This window comes from Janthinobacterium sp. HH102 (assembly GCF_001758625.2).
Lineage (GTDB): Bacteria > Pseudomonadota > Gammaproteobacteria > Burkholderiales > Burkholderiaceae_D > Janthinobacterium.
The window spans coordinates 1,782,711-1,801,311 of the sequence record NZ_CP062062.1; the positions used below are offsets into that span (position 1 = coordinate 1,782,711).

Annotated in this window: 19 protein-coding genes; 16 read left to right on the plus strand and 3 right to left on the minus strand. The window is 64.5% G+C overall.

Features of this window, described 5'->3' with window-relative positions:
* The first annotated feature begins 10 nt into the window (after positions 1-10).
* The gene (locus JAB4_RS08045) at positions 11-706 is read left to right on the plus strand and encodes a Crp/Fnr family transcriptional regulator (protein ID WP_070221800.1); all 696 of its coding nucleotides are present in this window, start codon (positions 11-13) and stop codon (positions 704-706) included.
* Here JAB4_RS08045 and JAB4_RS08050 read toward each other — a convergent pair.
* Positions 703-1,893: an MFS transporter gene (locus JAB4_RS08050; RefSeq protein ID WP_070221799.1), complete on the minus strand. Its 1,191-nt coding sequence runs from the start codon at positions 1,891-1,893 to the stop codon at positions 703-705. The genes JAB4_RS08045 and JAB4_RS08050 overlap by 4 nt on opposite strands.
* Before the next feature lie 91 nt (positions 1,894-1,984).
* On the opposite strand from JAB4_RS08050, the gene JAB4_RS08055 reads away from it, so the two are divergent.
* Together JAB4_RS08055 and JAB4_RS08060 are read left to right on the plus strand one after the other, a co-directional pair.
* Positions 1,985-2,437, plus strand: a complete 453-nt coding sequence (locus JAB4_RS08055; protein WP_070221798.1) for a helix-turn-helix domain-containing protein — start codon at positions 1,985-1,987, stop codon at positions 2,435-2,437.
* Positions 2,434-3,657, plus strand: a complete 1,224-nt coding sequence (locus JAB4_RS08060; RefSeq protein ID WP_070221797.1) for a D-amino acid dehydrogenase — start codon at positions 2,434-2,436, stop codon at positions 3,655-3,657. The genes JAB4_RS08055 and JAB4_RS08060 overlap by 4 nt, the downstream gene beginning before the upstream one ends.
* On the opposite strand, the gene JAB4_RS08065 is transcribed toward JAB4_RS08060, so the two are convergent.
* Entirely contained in the window at positions 3,632-4,711 is a 1,080-nt protein-coding gene (locus JAB4_RS08065; RefSeq protein WP_070221796.1) for a hypothetical protein, read from the minus strand. The genes JAB4_RS08060 and JAB4_RS08065 overlap by 26 nt on opposite strands.
* Positions 4,712-4,780: 69 nt before the next feature.
* On the minus strand, positions 4,781-5,812 hold the full coding sequence (locus JAB4_RS08070; protein ID WP_070221795.1) for a MerR family transcriptional regulator: 1,032 nt from the start codon (positions 5,810-5,812) through the stop codon (positions 4,781-4,783).
* A gap of 339 nt (positions 5,813-6,151) precedes the next feature.
* Here JAB4_RS08070 and JAB4_RS08075 point away from each other — a divergent pair, with 339 nt between their 5' ends.
* The 13 genes from JAB4_RS08075 to JAB4_RS08135 all read left to right on the plus strand — a co-directional run bounded on the left by JAB4_RS08075 (position 6,152) and on the right by JAB4_RS08135 (position 18,564).
* Positions 6,152-7,162: a zinc-binding alcohol dehydrogenase family protein gene (locus JAB4_RS08075; protein WP_070221871.1), complete on the plus strand. Its 1,011-nt coding sequence runs from the start codon at positions 6,152-6,154 to the stop codon at positions 7,160-7,162.
* A 1-nt stretch (position 7,163) separates the two neighbouring features.
* Entirely contained in the window at positions 7,164-8,300 is a 1,137-nt protein-coding gene (locus JAB4_RS08080) for a D-mannonate oxidoreductase (protein ID WP_070221794.1), read from the plus strand.
* Positions 8,301-8,414: 114 nt separating this feature from the next.
* Positions 8,415-9,332 (plus strand): GntR family transcriptional regulator, encoded by a 918-nt coding sequence (locus JAB4_RS08085; protein WP_070221793.1) that lies wholly within the window; start codon positions 8,415-8,417, stop codon positions 9,330-9,332.
* Positions 9,333-9,357: 25 nt separating this feature from the next.
* On the plus strand, positions 9,358-9,693 hold the full coding sequence (locus JAB4_RS08090) for a UxaA family hydrolase (RefSeq protein WP_070221792.1): 336 nt from the start codon (positions 9,358-9,360) through the stop codon (positions 9,691-9,693).
* Positions 9,690-10,913 (plus strand): UxaA family hydrolase, encoded by a 1,224-nt coding sequence (locus JAB4_RS08095; protein WP_070221791.1) that lies wholly within the window; start codon positions 9,690-9,692, stop codon positions 10,911-10,913. Before JAB4_RS08090 ends, JAB4_RS08095 begins: the two co-directional genes overlap by 4 nt.
* Before the next feature lie 11 nt (positions 10,914-10,924).
* A complete protein-coding gene (locus JAB4_RS08100; RefSeq protein WP_070221790.1) occupies positions 10,925-11,941 on the plus strand; it encodes an aldo/keto reductase in 1,017 nt (338 codons plus the stop codon).
* On the plus strand, positions 11,938-12,768 hold the full coding sequence (locus JAB4_RS08105) for an amidohydrolase family protein (RefSeq protein ID WP_217494564.1): 831 nt from the start codon (positions 11,938-11,940) through the stop codon (positions 12,766-12,768). The genes JAB4_RS08100 and JAB4_RS08105 overlap by 4 nt, the downstream gene beginning before the upstream one ends.
* A 114-nt stretch (positions 12,769-12,882) precedes the next feature.
* The gene (locus JAB4_RS08110) at positions 12,883-13,212 is read left to right on the plus strand and encodes an L-rhamnose mutarotase (protein ID WP_070221789.1); all 330 of its coding nucleotides are present in this window, start codon (positions 12,883-12,885) and stop codon (positions 13,210-13,212) included.
* A 77-nt stretch (positions 13,213-13,289) separates the two neighbouring features.
* Positions 13,290-14,045 carry an SDR family oxidoreductase gene (locus JAB4_RS08115; RefSeq protein WP_070221788.1) on the plus strand — a complete coding sequence of 252 codons (756 nt, stop codon included), beginning with the start codon at positions 13,290-13,292 and terminating at the stop codon, positions 14,043-14,045.
* 21 nt (positions 14,046-14,066) lie between these two features.
* The gene (locus tag JAB4_RS08120) at positions 14,067-14,933 is read left to right on the plus strand and encodes a fumarylacetoacetate hydrolase family protein (RefSeq protein ID WP_070221787.1); all 867 of its coding nucleotides are present in this window, start codon (positions 14,067-14,069) and stop codon (positions 14,931-14,933) included.
* 81 nt (positions 14,934-15,014) lie between these two features.
* Entirely contained in the window at positions 15,015-16,547 is a 1,533-nt protein-coding gene (locus tag JAB4_RS08125; RefSeq protein WP_227742116.1) for a sugar ABC transporter ATP-binding protein, read from the plus strand.
* A gap of 19 nt (positions 16,548-16,566) precedes the next feature.
* Positions 16,567-17,541 (plus strand): ABC transporter permease, encoded by a 975-nt coding sequence (locus tag JAB4_RS08130; protein WP_034759656.1) that lies wholly within the window; start codon positions 16,567-16,569, stop codon positions 17,539-17,541.
* Positions 17,542-17,601: 60 nt separating this feature from the next.
* Positions 17,602-18,564 carry an ABC transporter substrate-binding protein gene (locus JAB4_RS08135; protein ID WP_070221785.1) on the plus strand — a complete coding sequence of 321 codons (963 nt, stop codon included), beginning with the start codon at positions 17,602-17,604 and terminating at the stop codon, positions 18,562-18,564.
* Positions 18,565-18,601: the final 37 nt, after the last annotated feature.

Here is an 18,601-nt window from a genome sequence, read left to right on the forward strand (position 1 = left end):
AGAGAGTGTCATGCATAAGGTCAACGTCGATGGCTTGCTGTCGAGCCAGGCTCTGTTCCGCCATATTTCCCCTTCGCAATTAGAGCAATTGCGCCAGGATGTCGTGCGTGTCGAAGTGGAAAAAGGCAAAGTGTTGTTCCGCAAGGGCGAAGTGGCGGAAGGCGCCTACGTGGTGGTCTTCGGCCTCGTCAAGCTCAGCGTGTTTTCCATGGAAGGGACGGACAAGGTCCTGGAATTGATCCGTCCGGGTCAGAGCTTCGGCGAAGCCATGATTTTCCTCGATGAACCATACCCGTTCTGCGCCGAAGCGCTCGAACATTGTCTGCTGCTGCGCATCCCGCCGCACGCGCTGCTGCGCCTGCTGGACCAGTCGCCCCGCATCGCGCGTCAGATGATGAACAGCCTGTCGCACCACCTGATGGGTTTCATCCGCAACGTGGAGCGCTGCTCCGTGCAGAACGCCACCCAGCGCGTGGTCGAGTATCTGTTGCAGGCATCGGACCAGCAGCGGTCGAACGAAGTCAAGCTGGACCTGAAGAAGAGCTTATTGGCATCGTTTTTGAACCTGGCGCCCGCCACCCTGTCGCGCGTGCTGCACCAGCTGACGGACTTGCACCTGATTAAAGTCAGCGGTTCGCTGATCCAGATCCAGCCCGATGCCTTGAAGACGTACCGCCACGGCTCCGCCGCGGCCATGCTGAACTAAGCTTTTTCAGCAGGCAAGGTCAGCCGCCAGAACAGCAGGGCGAGCAAGCTGACCGCCGCGCCCAGCGCGCATACCCCATGCCAGCCCGCCAGCGCATACACGCTGGTGGCGGCAATCGCACCGAGTCCGCTTCCCACCGCATAAAACAGCATGTAGCACGCCACCAAGCGGCTGTGCGCGTCGCTGTCCTGCTTGAAAATCAGGCTCTGGTTCGTCACGTGGATGGCCTGGCCCGCCAGGTCCAGCGCGATGATGCCGATGACCAGGGGCCACAGGGCCGCGCCGGCAAAACTGAGCGGCAGCCATGCGGCCAGCAGCAACAGCAGGGCCGCGCCCGTCGTCCACTGCGCGCGTCCGCCATCAGCCAGCGCCCCCGCACGCGCCGCGCCCAGCGCACCGATCACGCCCACTAACCCGAAGGCGCCGATGGCCGCATGGCCATAGCCTTGCGCCGTCAAGGGCAATACGAGCGCGCTCCAGAAGATATTGAAGACCGCAAACATCAGCAGGGCCAGCATGCCGCGCACGCGCAGCACCTTGTTGTGCAGCAGCATGTCCGCCATCGAGGCGAGCAGGGCGCCGTAGGCCAGCTTGTGATCGGATGGCTGCACCGGCGGCAGCTTGCGCCACAGCAGCATCAGCAGGGCGCAGGCGATGGCCGCCGACACAAAATACACGGCGCGCCAGTCTGCCAGGTCCGCCACCACGCCGGACAGGGTACGCGCCAGCAGCAAGCCGATCACCACGCCGCCCTGCGCCATGCCGACGACCTTGCCCCGCTCATGGCTGGCCGCCGCGCTGGCCGCATAGGCGATCAAGCCTTGCGTCATGGCCGTGCCCAGCAAGCCCACCAGCAGCATGCCGCCCAGCAAGGCTGCCGTGGAACGGGCGCAGCCCAGCGCCGCCAGCGAGACGGCAAGCAAGCCCAGCTGGAACAGGGTCAGCCGGCGCCGGTTCAGCATGTCGCCCAAGGGAACCAGCAGCAGCAGGGCCAGCGCGCAGCCGAGCTGCGTGGCCGTGATGACCATGCCGCTGGCGGCTTCCGTCATGCCGAACTCGTGCGCCAGGGTGGCGAGCAAAGGCTGGGCGTAATACACATTGGCCACGCTGAGGCCTGCCGCACAGGCAAATAGCCAGACGAGAGGGGAAGGAAGTGCTGCTGTGATGGGGGTGGTCGTGTCGCGCATGGGCTTGCCTATAAGTGGTTGCAAATTAAAACCAGTTGGAGTCTACGGTGATTAGTTTTAAAATGCAACCACTCAATCAAGGAGAGACTCCGTGGCCAAGCGCAAGAGCCTGAAAACTGACCCCTGTCCCGTGGCGCGCGCGCTCGACGCGATCGGCGAGCGCTGGTCGCTCTTGATCGTGCGCGACGCCTTCGACGGCATGCGCCGGTTCGGGGAGTTCCAGAAAAGCCTGGGCGTGGCAAAGAACATCCTGGCCGACCGCCTGCATACCCTGGTGGAAGAGGGCATCTTTACGGTCGCGCCCGCCTCGGACGGCACGGCCTACCAGGAATATGTGCTCACGCCCAAGGGCCTGGCCCTGTTTCCCGTCGTCGTCGGCTTGCGCCAGTGGAGCGAGGCGCAATTGTTTGAACCAGGCGAGGCCCATTCCACCCTGCTGCAGCGCGGTTCAGGCTTGCCCGTGCGCCGCATCGACGTGCTGGCCGAGGATGGCCGCGTGCTGCAGGCGGGCGATACCGTCGTGCAGAAGGTAGGGTCGCCATGAGCCGCACGGTGGCCGTCATCGGCGGCGGTATCACGGGCGTCACCACGGCGTACGCGCTGGCGAAACGGGGCGTCGCTGTCACCCTGATCGAGCGCCACCGCTATGCCGCCATGGAAACGTCGTATGCGAATGGCGGGCAATTGTCGGCCTCGCACGCGGAAGTGTGGAACCACAAGGCGACGATCTGGAACGCGCTGAAATGGATGACGCGACGCGATGCGCCGCTGCTGCTCAATCCGACTCCCGGCTGGCACAAGCTGAGCTGGTTTGCGGAATTTCTTGCCGCCATGCCGGATTACGAGCGCAACACCGTCGCCACGGCGCGCATGGCGATTGCCGCGCGCGCACATCTGTTTGCCTGGGCGGAAGAAGAGAAGATAGCGTTCGATCACCGCCGCGCCGGCATCCTGCATGTGTACCGCGACCGGCGCGGCTTCGAGCGGGCGGCCGGCGTGTCGCGCCTGCTGGCGCAGGCAGGATTGGAACGGCGCGCCGTCACGCGCCAAGAAATGCGCGCCATCGAACCTGCCTTGCACGGTGATTTTTACGGCGGTTACTACACGGACAGCGACTCCACGGGCGACATCCACAAATTCACCAGCGGCCTGGCTGAAGCCTGCGTGCGCCTGGGCGTGGCCTGCCGCTATGGTGCACAGGTCACCGCGCTGGCGCGCGAACATGGCAAGGTGCGTGTCTCCATGGACGAAGACAGCGCCGTGTTCGATGCCGTCGTCGTCTGCGCGGGCACGGCCAGCCGCGCCATGGCGGCAATGCTGGGCGACCACGTGAATGTGTATCCCGTGAAAGGCTATTCGATTACCGTGCAGCTCGATGACGGCGCCAGCCGCGCCGCGGCGCCGTGCGTCAGCCTGCTCGACGATGCGACCAAGCTGGTCAGCAGCCGCCTGGGCGAGGACCGGCTCAGAGTGGCGGGTACGGCGGAATTCAATGGCGTTAATTACGACATCCGCGCCGACCGCATCCGCCCGCTATTGGAATGGGTCGAGCAGTGCTTTCCCGGTGTGAATACGCGCAAGGTCGTGCCGTGGGCGGGCTTGCGCCCCATGCTGCCGGCCATGCTGCCGAAAGTGGGGCCAGGCAAGGCACCGGGCGTGTATTACAACACGGGCCACGGCCACCTGGGCTGGACCCTGGCGGCCGCGACGGCGGAGATGGTGGCAGAGGCGGTCGCGCCTAGTTCTTCGGCAGCAGATCGCTGAGCGCGGCGCGGCCCTTGACGGTGAGGAAGGGGCCGACCTTGCTGTAGGGCAGTAAAAAATCGTTTTCGCAGCCGCTGCCGTTCGAGTCTTCCCAGAACGATACGCCTTCCGGCTTCAAGGACAGGTGGAAGCGGCCGTGGCCGTCGTAATCCGTGCCCTTGCATTCGGCGTCGATTGTCACACCCTTGAACAGGGCCTGGCGCAATCGGTCCGGCAGTTCGGCCTTGTCGTCGCCATCGCTGGCGCTGGCGCCAAACCAGTTCCACACGTCCGTTTCCTGGCCCGTCTTCACGTCCCAGGTGCGAAACTTGATGGAGATGCCATTGGCGCCATAGCCGGCCGCCCAGCGGTAGAATTTTATCGTCACCCAGCGCGGCGACCAGTAGGTGGGCTCGGCATACACTTCGTCTTCCGTCGTGAAGCCGCTGCGGCCCAGGTATTCGCGGCGCGTGGCATAAAAGTCTTCCAGGTCTTTCTTGTTCTTCGCCAGCACGGCGCGCAGCTGCGTATTGATTTTCGCGATGCCGTCGCCGGGCGCCATCAATTCCACGGTGATGGTGTCGCCCACTTGCAGGTTGCGGTATTGCTTGCCTTCGAAGGCGATGGCTTTGCTGACCTTGGTGTTGGGAAAGTCTTCCAGCGCCAGGTTGTAGGCGTCGCTGGCGCAGGATGGATGCTCGCGGTCGCCCGCCGCTTCCAGCAGGGTCAAGGCCAAGGGCAGGGTCTTGCCGCTTTTCGGATCGGTCCAGGTGCCGGTGAGCTTGCCGCCTTGCGGCGCACCCAGGCGCCACGTGCCCGTGGTGTCACCCTTGGCGTCGGACTCGCTCCAGTCGCTCTTGCCGTTCGCCATGGACAGCATGATCGGTGTCTTGTAGCGCGTGTAGTAGTAATTGCCGCTGCGGTCAGATCCTTGCGTGGGACTGGGCTGGTTGAAGCAGGCGACGATACTGGCCTTGCCCAGAGTGCCTTGCCACACCCCTTGCACGGGCGGCTCGGCCGCCATGGCGGAATTCAGGGCGGGCAGGGTCAGACATATCAACAAAAAGCGGCGCATCGGATTTTCCTGTGATTGGCGATGGCCGATTCTACATGGCCACCGCCTGGAAATGCCGCACGCCAACTTTTACGCTTGTTTTTCCTGCGCCACCACGGCCATTGCCGCGCCCAGGTATTGCACCATGGCCCCGTCGACGAAGCTGCCTTCCATCAGACGCGGTTCCTGCTGGTGCGCCTGGCGGAATTTCAGCTGCGTGGCCGGGTTCGTGCCCGCATACGAACGGAACAGGTCCAGCCACTGCCGTGCCAGCTGCAGCACGGCCGGGTCGGTGGGCGGCGTGCGCGCATCGATGGCGGCGCGCACGGCGGCGATCAGGGCCGGCCACTCGCCCGAGCGCTTGCCGTAGTTGGCGAGTAAATACGCATATTCCTGCTCATCGAGGAAAGGCTTGTACAGCGCCATGCGCGAGGCGTTGAAGGCGGCGAGGATGAACTGCATCAGTTCCGCATCGATGCTGGTCGTGGCCTGCATTGATGGCTCCTGCGCATGCATGTCGTTCAGGCGCGCGAACAGGCCAGGGTGGGCGCCCGTGTCGCGCACCAGCTTGACCATCCATTCCGTGGCCAGCGCCTGTGCTCGCGCGTCGCCGGGGCCGGCGCCCGTGGCCTGCAGTGCGCGCACTCTGGCCACCAGCGCCTTCCATTCCTGTTCCACGGCCGTATCGGACAGCAGCGGCAATTGCTGCAGTTCTTCTTGGGTAAAGTATTTGTCGTACATCGTCATCAACTCCATAGTGGTAAGCCACTCGGCCAGTTCCGGCGCCTGTCCCTGCGCCAGTTGCGCCTGCAGGGTGCGCAGGCGCTCGCGCAGGGTGGAAGCTTGCGCGATCTGGCGCTCCAGCATGGCGATTTGCCGTGCCACGATGGAATGCAAAGGCAGGTCCCGGCCGGCGAGGGCGTTGGCGATATCGGCCAGCGAAAGCCCGAACTTGCGCAGCGCCATGATCCGGTGCAACCGGTCCATGTCGCTGTGCTGGTACAGGCGGTAGCCGGCTTGCGTGCGCGCCGAAGGCGAGAGCAGGCCGATGCTGTCGTAGTGGTGCAGGGTGCGGATGGTCAGGCCCGTTAGCCTGGCCAGTTCACCGATTTTCAGCAGCATCGTCTTCTCCTTGTCTTCAGTGCGTGCTATCACGATGGCGCCTGACGTTACGTCAGGGTCAAGCAGGAATGTAGCAGAGGAGCCGAAAAAATCGGAAAAAGAATCCGTTGACCTTCATTTTTTTGTACGGTATATTTATAAAACCGAATGACGGCAGCAGCTAAAGTATGGGGTTCGGGCCAGGCGGCATGGTGGCATGATCGTTGTGCGCCGCAGCAAGACGCGCCACTGGCAGGGCTGGAAAGACAATCCGCGCAGACGGATTTTTTTCACAGTTGGTTTGTACGTTAAATATAATATGCCGCCGGCAAGATCCGGACGGCGAGAGAGACGACCATGATGAAAAGTATCGTTTGCGATACGCCCGGCAGTTTGCGCATGGAGCAGCGTCCCGTGCCCGTGCCCGCCGAGGGCGAAGTGCTGCTGCGTATACGCCGCGTCGGCATCTGCGGCACCGACATGCATATCTTCCGCGGCACCCAGCCTTTCCTCAGCTATCCGCGCGTGATGGGCCATGAATTGTCCGGCCATATCCACAGCGCGCCGGCCGGCTCGCGCCTGGCCGTGGGCGACCAGGTCTACGTGATGCCCTACCTGTCCTGCGGTACTTGCGTGGCCTGCCGCCAGGGCAAGACCAACTGCTGCACCCGCATCGAAGTGCTGGGCGTGCACCGCGACGGCGGCATGACCGAATATCTGGCGCTGCCCGAGCGCTTCGTCTTCAAGACGGAAGGCATCTCGCTCGACGACGCGGCCATGATCGAATTTCTCGCCATCGGCGCGCATGCCGTCAAGCGCGGTGCGGTCGATGCGGCCAAGCGCGTGCTGGTGGTAGGCGCCGGCCCGATCGGCATGGCCGTGATGCTGTTCGCGTCGTTGAAAGGCGCCGACGTGACGGTGCTCGACGGCCGCGCCGACCGCCTGCAGTTTTGCCGCGACGCGCTGGGCATCGCCCGCACGGTGCAGCTGGGCGACGGCGACAAGGAGCTGCTGTCGGACGCAACAGGCGGCGAATTCTTCGACGTGGTGTTTGACGCCACCGGCAATATCGCCGCCATGGAGCGGGGCCTGGATTTCGTCGCCCATGGCGGCTCCTATGTGCTGGTATCGATCGTGCGCGACCGCCTGTCCTTTTCCGACCCTGAATTCCACAAGCGCGAAACGACCTTGCTGGGCAGCCGCAATGCCACCGTCGACGATTTCGAGGAGGTGGTGGCGGCCATGAAGGCGGGGAAAGTACCCACCGCGCTGCTCAATACCCACCGCACCACGCTCGACGAATTTACGGGCGTGCTCGATCGCTGGATGCAGCCCGAGGCGGGCGTCATCAAGGCCATCGTCGAGGTCTGAGATGAGCGATCTCAACCCCATACTTCAATTTGGCACCAGCCGCTTCCTGCAGGCGCACGCCGACCTGTTCGTCAGCGAAGCGGCCAGCCTCGGCGAGGCGCTGGGCCAGATCACCATCGTGCAAACGACCGGCAGCGCGCAGGGCGCGGCGCGGGTGGCGGCGTTTCGCCGGCCCGGCGGCTATCCCGTGCGCATCCGCGGCTGGCAGGACGGCGCGCAAGTCGATGAAGAGCGCCGCGCCCACGCCGTCACGCAGGCGTGGCAAGCGGGCAGCGACTGGCGGCAGGTGCGCGATGCGGCCGTCGCCGCGCGCGTGATCTTGTCGAATACGGGCGACACGGGCTACCAGCTGGACGAATCCGATCACGCCGGCATGCTCGACGGCGATACCGTCCCCGCCAGCTTTCCCGCCAAGCTGCTGGTGCTGCTGCACGGGCGCTTCCTGGCCGGCGCCGCGCCCCTCTCGATTTTTCCGTGCGAACTGGTGGCCGACAACGGTCATGTACTGCGCCAGGTGATCGTGACATTGGCGCGGCAGTGGCGCTGCGATGCCGCGTTCATCGGCTACCTGGAAACGGGCTGCCTGTGGATCAATTCCCTGGTCGACCGCATCGTTTCGGAACCGATCGAACCGGCAGGCGCCGTGGCCGAGCCCTATGCGCTGTGGGCCATCGAGGCGCAGGAAGGCATGCTGCTGCCGTGCCGCCACCGGCAAGTGGTGCTCACAAACAGCCTGCGCGAGTATGAACAGCGCAAGCTGTTTTTGCTCAACCTCGGTCACACGTATCTGGCGCAGCTGTGGATGGAGCGGGGCAGCCCGGCCGGCATGACGGTGCGCGAAGCGATGGACGATGGCGCCATGCGCGCCGGGCTGGAAGCCGTGTGGCAGGAGGAAGTGCTGCCCGTATTTGCCGCCATGGGGGCGCCGCACGGCGACGCCGCGCTGGCCTACGTGGCGCAGGTCAGGGAACGCTTTTGCAATCCCTTCCTCGCGCACCGCCTGGCCGACATCGCCCAGCACCACGCCGGCAAGATCGCGCGCCGCGTGGCGCCCGTGGCGGCGCTGGCGCGGCAGCTCTGTCCCGCGCTGGGGCAGCCGCGCCTGCGCGCCATGCTGGCGCCGGGAGCGCAGCCATGAACGCCGCCGTCACCGCAGTTGTTTCTTTTTTTGCATGCCGATCCAATCCGATATCGACTAAAATGGCCCACTCATCCACTTTACCTTTCGCTGGCATAGCGCGTTCATTCATCCATGTCCAAACCCGCCACCGTCTTCAAGCGCAGTACCAATCTGCTGTTGCAATTTCTCGCCGAGAATGTCGCAGTGGGCGAGATGCTGCCGACGGAGCAGTTCCTGACCACCATCTGCCAGGGCAGCCGCACGGCGGTCCGCAGCGCGATCGCCTACCTGTCGACGCGGCGGCTGATCGCCAGCCCGGCGGACCGGCGCCTGCTGCGCAAACCCATACCGGGCGACTACTTCGATATCTCCGAATTGCAGTCGGGGGCCGAGCGCATCCAGCAAGTGCTGATGGAGCGCGTGTACCAGCGCGACATGCCGCCCGGCGCGGAATTTTCGGAAGCGGAACTGGCGCGCGAGGCGGGCGCCAGTACCGTCAGCGTGCGCGAATTCCTGATCGGCTTTTCGCGCTTCGGCCTGATCGAGAAGAAGCCGCGCGGCGGCTGGCGCCTGTGCGCGTTCGACCGCTCGTTCGCCACCGAACTGGCGGACATGCGGCGCATGTTCGAGATGGCGGCCGTGGAGCAGTTTGCGCACCTGCCGCATGGCGACCCCGCGTATGCGGAACTGGCGCGGCTGATCACGCAGCACGAGAAGCTGGCGGCCAGGATAGACACGCGCCACAACGCCTTTCCGGCGCTGGACCGCGAGTTCCACACCTTTTTGATTGGCCTGCTGAACAACCGCTTCGCGCAGGGCTTCTACGATATCGTCTCGTTTGTCTTCCACTATCACTACCAGTGGGACAAGGGCGAGGAAAAGGGCCGCAACCAGTACGCGGTGCAGGAGCATCTGGCGATCCTGCGCGCGCTGGCGGAGCACGACATACCGAAGGCGCTCGAGTGCATGCGTTCGCACCTCGATTCCTCGCGCCGCACCATGCTGTCCTCGATAGGCACGCGGGAAAAACTGAGCCAGCCGGACGCCTAGCCGCCTTTGCCGGGGAGGGTGCGCCATGAGCCTCGCTTCCCGGCCTGCCAGCCTGCTCCTGATGTCGCCCGAGGATAACTGCCTGATCGCGAGGACGGCATTGGCTAGCGGCGACGTCGTCGCCATCGACGGCCTGCCCGTCACCCTGGCGCAAGACATCCAGATCGGCCACAAGGTGGCGCGCCGCGCGCTGGCCGTGGGCGACAAGGTGCTGCGCTACGGCGCCCTGATCGGCAGCATCACGGCTCCCGTCGCCATCGGCGAGCATATCCACACGCACAACCTGGCAAGCGACTACATCCCCACGTTTACCCTGGGCCAGGACGGCCACCATTTCCTGCACAAGGACGACCAAGCATGAACGCTCCCGTAACGACACCCGCCCTGTCGGGCTACCTGCGCGCCGATGGCCGCAAGGGCATCCGCAATATCGTGGTGGTGGCCTATATGGTCGAATGCGCGCACCACGTGGCGCGCCTGATGGTCAACGCCTTTCCCGGCCAGCCCGTGCACCTGATCGGCTTTACGGGCTGCTTCCCCAACGAATACGCGGACCAGGTGATGCGCCGCCTGCTGACGCACCCGAACGTGGGCGCCGTGCTGCTGGTGTCTCTCGGCTGCGAAGGCTTCAACAAATATGGCCTCTCCAGCGCCGTGGCCGACAGCGACCGCCCCGTGCACACGATCACCATCCAGGAAAACAGCGGTACGCGCCCCAGCGTGAGCAGCGGCGTCGAATGGATAGGCTGGGCTCTCGATCACCTGGCGCGGCAGGAGCGCGTGCCGATGGGGATCGAGGAACTGGTCGTCGCCACCATCTGCGGCGGCTCCGACAGCACCAGCGGCATCAGTGCCAACCCGGCCGTCGGTGTCGCCTTCGACACGCTGATCGCGGCCGGCAGTCCCTGCATCTTCGAGGAGACGGGCGAACTGGTGGGCTGCGAATACCACATGCAGCGGCGCGCCGTCAGCCCGGAGCTGGGCAACGCCATCGTCGACACCGTGGTCAAGGCCGCGCGCTACTACACCATCATGGGCCATGGCAGCTTCTCGCCGGGGAACGCCGATGGCGGCCTCACCACGCAGGAAGAAAAATCGCTGGGCGCCTACGCCAAGAGCGGCTCCTCGCCCATCGTCGGCATTCTGAAACCGGGCGACCAGCCGGCCGGCGGCGGCCTGTATTTGCTCGACGTGGTACCGGACGGCGAGCCGCGCTTCGGTTTCCCGAACGTGTCGGACAACGCGGAAATCGTCGAGCTTATTTCCTGCGGCGCCCACATCACCTTGTTCACGACCGGACGCGGCTCCGTGGTGGGCTCGGCGATTTCGCCCGTCATCAAGGTGTGCGCCAATCCGCAAACCTTCGAGCGCCTGGCCGACGACATGGATATCAACGCCGGCAAGATCCTCACGGGCGCAGCCACCTTGGAAGAAGTGGGCGCGGAGATCGTCGCCGCCGTGCTGAACGTGGCCAACGGAGAACTGAGCCGCTCGGAAGACCTGGGCCACCAGGAGTTCGTGCTGACCTATAAACAATTCGACGCGGTGGGGCCAGGCTGCTTCCCCTTGCGCGCTGCTTGAGGACCGGGTTCATGGATGTCACACAATTGCGCAGCTTGCCGCGTGGCGGCCTCTCGCTGCCCTGCATCGGCATGGGCTGCGCGCCGCTCGGCGGTTTGTACCAGCCGGTCAGCGACGCGCAGGCGCGCGCCACCCTCGATGGCGCCTGGGACGCGGGCGTGCGCTTCTTCGACACGGCGCCGTTCTATGGTTATACCCAGTCCGAACACCGTCTCGGCGCGGCGCTGCGCGAGCGGCCCCGCAACGAGTTCGTGATCAGCACCAAGGTGGGACGGCTGATGCGGCCCGACCCCTGCGTGCGTCCCGGCGACGACGGCTTTGCCGCGCCGCTGCCGTTCCGCCCCCATTACGACTACACGTATGACGGCGTGCTGCGTTCGCACGACGACAGCCTGCAGCGATTGGGGCTCGAGCGCATCGATATCCTGTTCGTGCACGATATCGGCACGGCCACGCATGGCGAACGCGAGCAGCAATACTGGCGCCAGCTGACCGAGGGTGGGGGCTTTCGTGCGCTGGACCAGCTGCGCGCCGGCGGCCAGGTGAAGGCCGTGGGCCTCGGCGTCAACGAATGCGAGATCGTGCTGCGGGCGATGGCGGAATTCGACCTCGACTGCACCCTGCTGGCCGGCCGCTATACCTTGCTGGAACAGGCTTCGCTGTCGCCATTGCTGGACCTGTGCGTGGAACGCGGCAACGCCATCGTGATCGGCGGCCCGTTCAACTCGGGCGTGCTGGCAGGGAACGGCAAATTCAATTATGCCGATGCGCCGGCCGCGATACTCCAGCGCGTGGCGCTGCTCGACGCCATCTGCCGCGCATTCAACGTGCCGCTGCAGGCCGCCGCCCTGCAGTTTCCGCTCGCGCATCCGGCCGTCGCATCCTGCATCCCGGGCGGCCAGGACCTGGCGCAGCTGCGGCAAAACCTCGACTGGTTCGCCGCGCCCTTGCCGGACGCCTTGTGGACGGCCTTGCAGGAAGCAGGCCTGATCGATGCGCGCGCACCCGTGCCCAAGGGAGCAGCATGATGCGCATCGACGCCCACCAGCACTGCTGGCAACTGGCCGCGCGCGGCGGCAACTGGCCGCCGCCATCCCTGGCCGCCATCCACCGCGATTTCGCGCCCGCCGACCTGGCGCCCCTGCTGGCCGAATATGGCATCGCTGGAACGGTGCTGGTGCAGTCGCTGCCATCGTCCGCCGATACCGATTACCTGCTGGCGCTGGCGGAAAAGACCAGCTTTATCCGTGCCGTCGTGGGCTGGACCGATTTGCAGGCCAAAGACGCACCGGCGGCGATTGCCCGCCTGGCATCGCACGGCAAGCTCAAAGGCCTGCGCCCGATGCTGCAGGACCTCGACGACGATCAATGGATCGCCAATCCGGCGCTGAGGCCAGCGTTGACGGCCATGGCGGCACACGGCTTGCGCTTTGACGCGCTGGTGCTGCCGCGCCATTTGCCCGCGCTGCTGCAATGCGCGCGCGATTTTCCAGCGCTCCCCGTCGTGATCGACCATGCGGCCAAGCCGCCGATCGCCGATGCCGCCTTCGGCCACTGGCGCGAACACATGGCGCAGCTGGCGGCGCTGCCGAATGTGCATTGCAAGCTGTCCGGGCTGGTGACGGAAGCGCGGCCCGGCTGGCGCGTCAACGATTTGCAGCCGTATGTGGCGCATGTGCTGGACGTGTTCGGCCCCCGGCGCGTGATATGGGGCAGCGACTGGCCGGTAGTCGACCTGGCCGGCGGCTATGCGGCCTGGCTGCTGGCGAGCGAAGCGCTGCTGTCGCATCTCGATCAGCAGGACAGGGACGATATTTTCGGCCTTAATGCATGCCGCTTTTATGGGCTTAAATGAGGTGGCTGGCTTGTCGGCTTACGCCGTTCCGGCTAAGCCGACCTACGAAACACCTCGATGCCAACTGTAGGTTGGCTTAGCCGGTACGGCGTAAGCCAACAAAAAGGAGCTGAAATGCAAAGAATGGGCATGGTCATCGGCATCGCGCCGGACCGCATCGCGGAATACAAGACCCTGCACGCCGCCGTCTGGCCGCAGGTGCTGGCCAGACTGACGGCGGCGCATGTCGGCAATTATTCGATCTTTTTGCGCGAACCGGAAAACCTGTTGTTCGGTTACTGGGAATACCACGGCGAGGATTTTGAAGCCGACATGGCGGCCATCGCCGCCGACCCGGAAACGCAGCGCTGGTGGACCTTTTGCGCCCCCTGCCAGCAGCCGCTGGCCTCGCGCGCCGAGGGCGAGCACTGGGCGATGATGGAGCAGGTTTTTTACCTTGCTTAGCAAGAATCCGGGGTCAGACCCGCCGGGTCTGACCCCAGCACTTAAGGTGTTGGGTTAAAAAAATAAAAGGAGACAACATGACCGCCAGACTACAAGGAAAAATCGCCCTGCTCACCGCCGCCGGCCAGGGCATCGGCCGGGCCACGGCCGAAGCGTTCGTGCGCGAAGGCGCGACCGTGATCGCCACCGATATCAACCAGGCCCAGCTCGACGCGCTGAAGGAAGTGACGGGCTGCGCCATCCGCCTGCTCGACGTGACCGATGGCGCGGCGATCACCGCGCTGGCCGGCGAGATCGGTCCCGTCGATATCCTGTTCAACTGCGCCGGCTTCGTCGATGGCGGCACCATCCTCGATTGCGACGATGCGGCCTGGGACCGTTCCTTCGACATCAACGCCCGTTCCATGTACCGGCTGATGCGCGCCGTGCTGCCCGGGATGCTGGCCAGGGGCGCCGGCTCCATCGTCAATATGTCGTCGGTGGCGTCGAGCGTGAAGGGCGCGCCGAACCGTTTTATCTACGGCACTTCGAAGGCGGCCGTGGTGGGCATGACCAAGGCGGTGGCCGCCGATTTCGTCACGCGCGGCATCCGCTGCAATGCGATCTGCCCCGGCACCATCGAATCGCCCTCGCTGAAGGAACGCATTGCCGCCCAGGCGGCAGCGACGGGCGTGAGTATCGATGAAGTGCAAGCCGCTTTCGTGGCGCGCCAGCCGATGGGACGAGTGGGCCGGGCAGAGGAAATCGCCGCCCTGGCCGTGTATCTGGCTTCCGACGAATCCGCCTTTACCACCGGCATGACTCACGTCATTGATGGCGGCTGGTCCAACTGATTACTACAACGAGAGAACCACATGAAACTGATGCGTTATGGCGCCAAGGGCGCTGAAAAACCTGCCTTGATCGATGCTGACGGCGCCGTGCGCGACCTGTCCGGCGTGCTGCCCGATATTACGGCCGCGACCCTGGGCAAGGATGGCCTGGCGGCCCTGGCCGCCATCGACATCGCCAGCCTGCCGGTGGTGGCCAACCCCGGCCGCATCGCGCCGCCGTGGCAGGGCGTGGGCAAGTTTTTATGCGTGGGCCTGAACTATGCCGACCATGCGGCTGAATCGGGCATGGCCGTGCCGGCTGAGCCGGTGCTGTTCATGAAGGCCACCAGCGCCATCGTCGGCGCCAACGATGCCGTGGTGATGCCGCAGGACTCGCAGAAAAGCGACTGGGAAGTGGAGCTGGGCGTGGTAATCGGCACCACCGCGCGCTATGTGAGCGAAGCGGAGGCGCTGTCGCACGTGGCCGGCTACTGCGTGGTGAACGATTTGTCCGAACGCGAATACCAATTGGAGCGCGGCGGCCAGTGGGACAAGGGCAAGGGCTGCGATACCTTCGGCCCGATCGGCCCCTGGCTGGTGACCGCCGATGAAGTAGCGGACCCGCAAAACCTGGGCCTGTGGCTGGAAGTGAACGGCAAGCGCGTCCAGGACGGCAATACCCAAACGATGGTCTTCGGCGTGGCGAATCTGGTCAGCTATATCAGCCGCTTCATGACCTTGTACCCGGGCGACATCATCAGCACCGGCACGCCGCCGGGCGTGGGCATGGGGCAGAAACCGTCGGCCGTGTACCTGAAACCGGGCGACACCATGCGCCTGGGGATCGATGGTCTCGGTGAGCAGAACCAGACCGTGCATGCCTGGAATCCGCAACTGATCGACAGTTAAACGAGTAGCAGACCGGCGCGCCGCCAAGGTGCTCAGACATCGGCGCGCCGGCCTATGGCAGTGGAGTGGAGGAGACACACCATGAATCAATCCGAAGAGATACTGGCCTTGAACAAGGTCAGCAAGCGCTTTCCCGGCGTGCTGGCCCTGGACAACGTCAGTTTCAGCCTGCGCAAGGGTGAGGCGCATGCGCTGTGCGGCGAAAACGGCGCCGGCAAGTCCACCCTGATGAAGGTGATGAGCGGCGTGTACCAGGCCGACGAGGGGGAACTGGTCTACAAGGGCAAGGTGTGCAGCTTTGCCAGCAGCGTGGATGCGGAGGCGGCCGGCATCGCCATCATCCACCAGGAACTGAACCTGATCCCGCACCTGAGCGTGGCGGAGAATATTTTCCTCGCGCGCGAACCGGTACGCGGCATTTTCATCGACCGCAAGAAGATGCGCGCCGATGCGCAGGCGCTGCTGGACCGTTTAAAACTGCGCATCGACCCGCGCCAGCTGGTGAAAAACCTGTCCTGCGCCCAGCAGCAGATGGTGGAAATCGCCAAGGCGCTGTCGCTCAATACGGAAGTGCTGATCATGGACGAGCCCACGTCCTCGCTGACGGAAAGCGAGACGGGCCAGCTGTTCGACATCATCAATGAACTCAAGCGCAACGGCGTGAGCGTGGTCTACATCTCGCACCGCCTGGAAGAGATGCAGCACATCATCGACAGAGTGACGGTGCTGCGCGACGGCAAATTCGTCTGCACCGACGATTTTGCCAGCACCACCCTGGATGCCATCGTGGCCAGGATGGTGGGCCGCACCCTCGATGAAAAATTTCCCGACCGCGTCTCGACGCCGACGGCTGAAGTGCTGCTGCGCGTGAGCGATTTGCACCGCAAGGATGTCTTCGGCCCGCTGAGCTTTGATTTGCGGCGCGGCGAGATCCTCGGCTTTTCCGGCCTGATGGGCGCGGGCCGCACGGAAGTGGCGCGCGCCATCTTCGGCGCCGACCCGCTCACCAGCGGCGCCATCCACCTGGGCGACGTGGCGGTGACGATCACCAGTCCCATCGACGCCATCGGGCACGGCATCGCCTACCTGTCGGAAGACCGCAAGAGCCACGGCCTGGCGATCCGCATGTCGGTGGCGGCCAACCTGACCCTGACGAATGTGTCGGCGCTGGCCAACCGATTCGGCTTCATCGATTTCGCCAGGGAAGAGGCGGTGGCGCAGCAGTACATCGCGGCGCTGGGCATCAAGACGCCGACCTCGAAACAGATCGCGCGCAACCTCTCGGGCGGCAACCAGCAAAAGATCGTCATCAGCAAATGGCTGTACCGCGAATCGAAAATCATCTTCTTCGACGAACCCACGCGCGGCATCGACGTGGGGGCCAAGTTCGCCATCTACCAGCTGCTCGACAAGCTAGCGTCGGAAGGCATCGGCGTGGTGCTGATCACGTCCGAGCTGCCCGAGATCATGGGCATGACGGACCGCGTGGCCGTGTTCCATGAAGGGCGCATCAGCGGCATCGTCAATACGCGCGAGTCGTCGCAGGAAGAGATCATGCAGCTGGCGTCGGGGCGCGTCGTCGCTCCAATCCCTGGCCAGGCGGCAGTCCACTAAAAACAGAAAGCTTAAAAAAATGAACAAAGAACTGATCCAAAAATTCGCCGCGCTGGGCAGTCTGTCGCTGTTGCTGCTGGTGTTTTCCCTGACCAGCAACGCCTTTTTCTCCGTCAGCAACGGCATGAGCGTGGCCTTGCAAGTCACGTCGATCGCCTACCTGGGCATAGCCGCCACCTGCGTCATCATCACGGGCGGCATCGACCTCAGTTCCGGCTCCGTGCTGGCGCTGGCCGGCGTGGCCGCCGCGCTGCTGGTGAAAAGCGGCGTGCCCGTGCCGGTCGCCATGCTGGGCGGCGTCGTGGTGGGCGCCATGTGCGGCGCCGTCAACGGCTTTTGCATCACGCAGCTGAAACTGCCGCCCTTTATCGCCACGCTCGGCATGATGCTGATCGCACGGGGCCTGGCGCTGCAGGTGACGGGCGCGCGCGCCATTTCCGGTCTGGGCGAGTCGTTCGGCGAACTGGGCAACGGCGTGCTGTGGCGCATCGAGCGCGACACGGGCGGCACGTTTCCCGAAGTCGTGTTTCCCGGCATTCCGTATCCCGTGGTGCTGATGGTGGTGATCGCCGTGGCCGTGTCCATCATGCTCAGCCGCACCACCTTCGGCCGGCATATCTATGCCGTTGGCTCGAATGCGGAAGCGGCGCGCCTGTCGGGCGTGAAGGTGGGCCGCGTGACCCTGCTGGTGTATACCCTGTCCGGCGCCTTGTCGGGCCTGACGGGCTGCGTGCTGATGTCGCGCCTGGTGACGGCGCAGCCGAACGAAGGCGTGATGTATGAACTCGATGCGATCGCCAGCGCCGTGATCGGCGGCGCCTCGCTGATCGGCGGCATCGGCACCATTTCCGGCACCGTCATCGGCTCCTTCGTCATCGGCATCCTGCGCAACGGCTTGAACATGAACGGGGTATCGAGCTTTATCCAGCAAATCATTATCGGACTGGTCATCCTGCTGACCGTCTGGATCGATCAGAAGCGCAACCGCGCCTGAAGCAGCAAGCAGCACGCCATGAAGTCAATCCACCAAATCTATAATTAAATGAGGACGACAATGAACACCTTCAAAGCCTTCAACACCGTCTTGCTCGGTCTGTTGACCGCAGCCTCTGCCCTGAGCGCCAGCGCTGCCTTGGCCGCCCCGGGCGAGATCGCCGTGATCGTCAAGACGACCAATTCCAACTACTGGCAAAACGTCAGGAAGGGCGCCACGGCCAGCGCCGCCGATGCCAAGGGCTACAGCCTGACCTTCCAGGGACCGGCCTCGGAATCGGCCATCGCCGACCAGGTCAGCATGGTGGAAAACGCCGTCACGCGCAAGGTGGCCGGCATCGTGCTGGCCGCGTCGGACCCGGACGCGCTGGTGCCGGCCCTGAAGAAGGCGTGGGAAGCGAAGATTCCCGTGGTTCTGATCGATTCGCTGGTGGCCGACAGCGGCAAGCGCTATTACCAGTCCTTCCTGTCGACCGACAATGAAGCGGCCGGCGAGCAAAGCGCCAAGGCCCTCATTTCGCAGGTCGGCAAGACGGGCAAGATCGCCGTGATGTCGTACGTGGCGGGCGCCGGTTCCGAGACGGGCAGGGTGGGCGGCTTCAAGCGCTATATCGAAAAGAACTCGCAGCTGCAGATCGTCGGCACGTATTACTCGCAGTCGCAGATGGCCACGGCGCTGAACCAGACGACCGACGTGCTGGCCTCGAATCCGGACTTGAAGGGCATCTTCGGCGCCAACGAGCCGACGGCCGTGGGCATGGGCCGCGCCATCGCCCAGGCGGGCAAGGCCGGCAAGGTGATCGCCGTGGGCTTCGACGGCAATGAAGACCTGAAAAACTTCGTCAAGGACGGCACCCTGTATGCGACCGCCGTGCAGGGTTCGTACTCGATGGGTGCGCTGGGCGTGAAAACCCTGGTCAGCCTGATCGAGGGCAAGAAGGTCGCGCCGTTCGTCAACACGGGCGTGGTGATCGTCACCAAGGCCAATGTCGATCTGCCGGAAGCGAAGAACGTTTTATATTGAGCCTCAGCTGATCGTCAGGCGCTGCTTCAATTCCTTG

Coding starts and splice junctions, on each gene's coding strand:
- JAB4_RS08115 (WP_070221788.1), top strand. CDS start 13,290: ATGACCGCCAGACTACAAGGAAAAATCGCCCTGCTCACCGCCGCCGGC.
- JAB4_RS08100 (WP_070221790.1), top strand. CDS start 10,925: ATGGATGTCACACAATTGCGCAGCTTGCCGCGTGGCGGCCTCTCGCTG.
- JAB4_RS08060 (WP_070221797.1), top strand. CDS start 2,434: ATGAGCCGCACGGTGGCCGTCATCGGCGGCGGTATCACGGGCGTCACC.
- JAB4_RS08090 (WP_070221792.1), top strand. CDS start 9,358: ATGAGCCTCGCTTCCCGGCCTGCCAGCCTGCTCCTGATGTCGCCCGAG.
- JAB4_RS08080 (WP_070221794.1), top strand. CDS start 7,164: ATGAGCGATCTCAACCCCATACTTCAATTTGGCACCAGCCGCTTCCTG.
- JAB4_RS08095 (WP_070221791.1), top strand. CDS start 9,690: ATGAACGCTCCCGTAACGACACCCGCCCTGTCGGGCTACCTGCGCGCC.
- JAB4_RS08120 (WP_070221787.1), top strand. CDS start 14,067: ATGAAACTGATGCGTTATGGCGCCAAGGGCGCTGAAAAACCTGCCTTG.
- JAB4_RS08065 (WP_070221796.1), bottom strand. CDS start 4,711: ATGCGCCGCTTTTTGTTGATATGTCTGACCCTGCCCGCCCTGAATTCC.
- JAB4_RS08070 (WP_070221795.1), bottom strand. CDS start 5,812: ATGCTGCTGAAAATCGGTGAACTGGCCAGGCTAACGGGCCTGACCATC.
- JAB4_RS08050 (WP_070221799.1), bottom strand. CDS start 1,893: ATGCGCGACACGACCACCCCCATCACAGCAGCACTTCCTTCCCCTCTC.
- JAB4_RS08125 (WP_227742116.1), top strand. CDS start 15,015: ATGAATCAATCCGAAGAGATACTGGCCTTGAACAAGGTCAGCAAGCGC.
- JAB4_RS08135 (WP_070221785.1), top strand. CDS start 17,602: ATGAACACCTTCAAAGCCTTCAACACCGTCTTGCTCGGTCTGTTGACC.
- JAB4_RS08085 (WP_070221793.1), top strand. CDS start 8,415: ATGTCCAAACCCGCCACCGTCTTCAAGCGCAGTACCAATCTGCTGTTG.
- JAB4_RS08110 (WP_070221789.1), top strand. CDS start 12,883: ATGCAAAGAATGGGCATGGTCATCGGCATCGCGCCGGACCGCATCGCG.
- JAB4_RS08075 (WP_070221871.1), top strand. CDS start 6,152: ATGAAAAGTATCGTTTGCGATACGCCCGGCAGTTTGCGCATGGAGCAG.
- JAB4_RS08130 (WP_034759656.1), top strand. CDS start 16,567: ATGAACAAAGAACTGATCCAAAAATTCGCCGCGCTGGGCAGTCTGTCG.
- JAB4_RS08045 (WP_070221800.1), top strand. CDS start 11: ATGCATAAGGTCAACGTCGATGGCTTGCTGTCGAGCCAGGCTCTGTTC.
- JAB4_RS08105 (WP_217494564.1), top strand. CDS start 11,938: ATGATGCGCATCGACGCCCACCAGCACTGCTGGCAACTGGCCGCGCGC.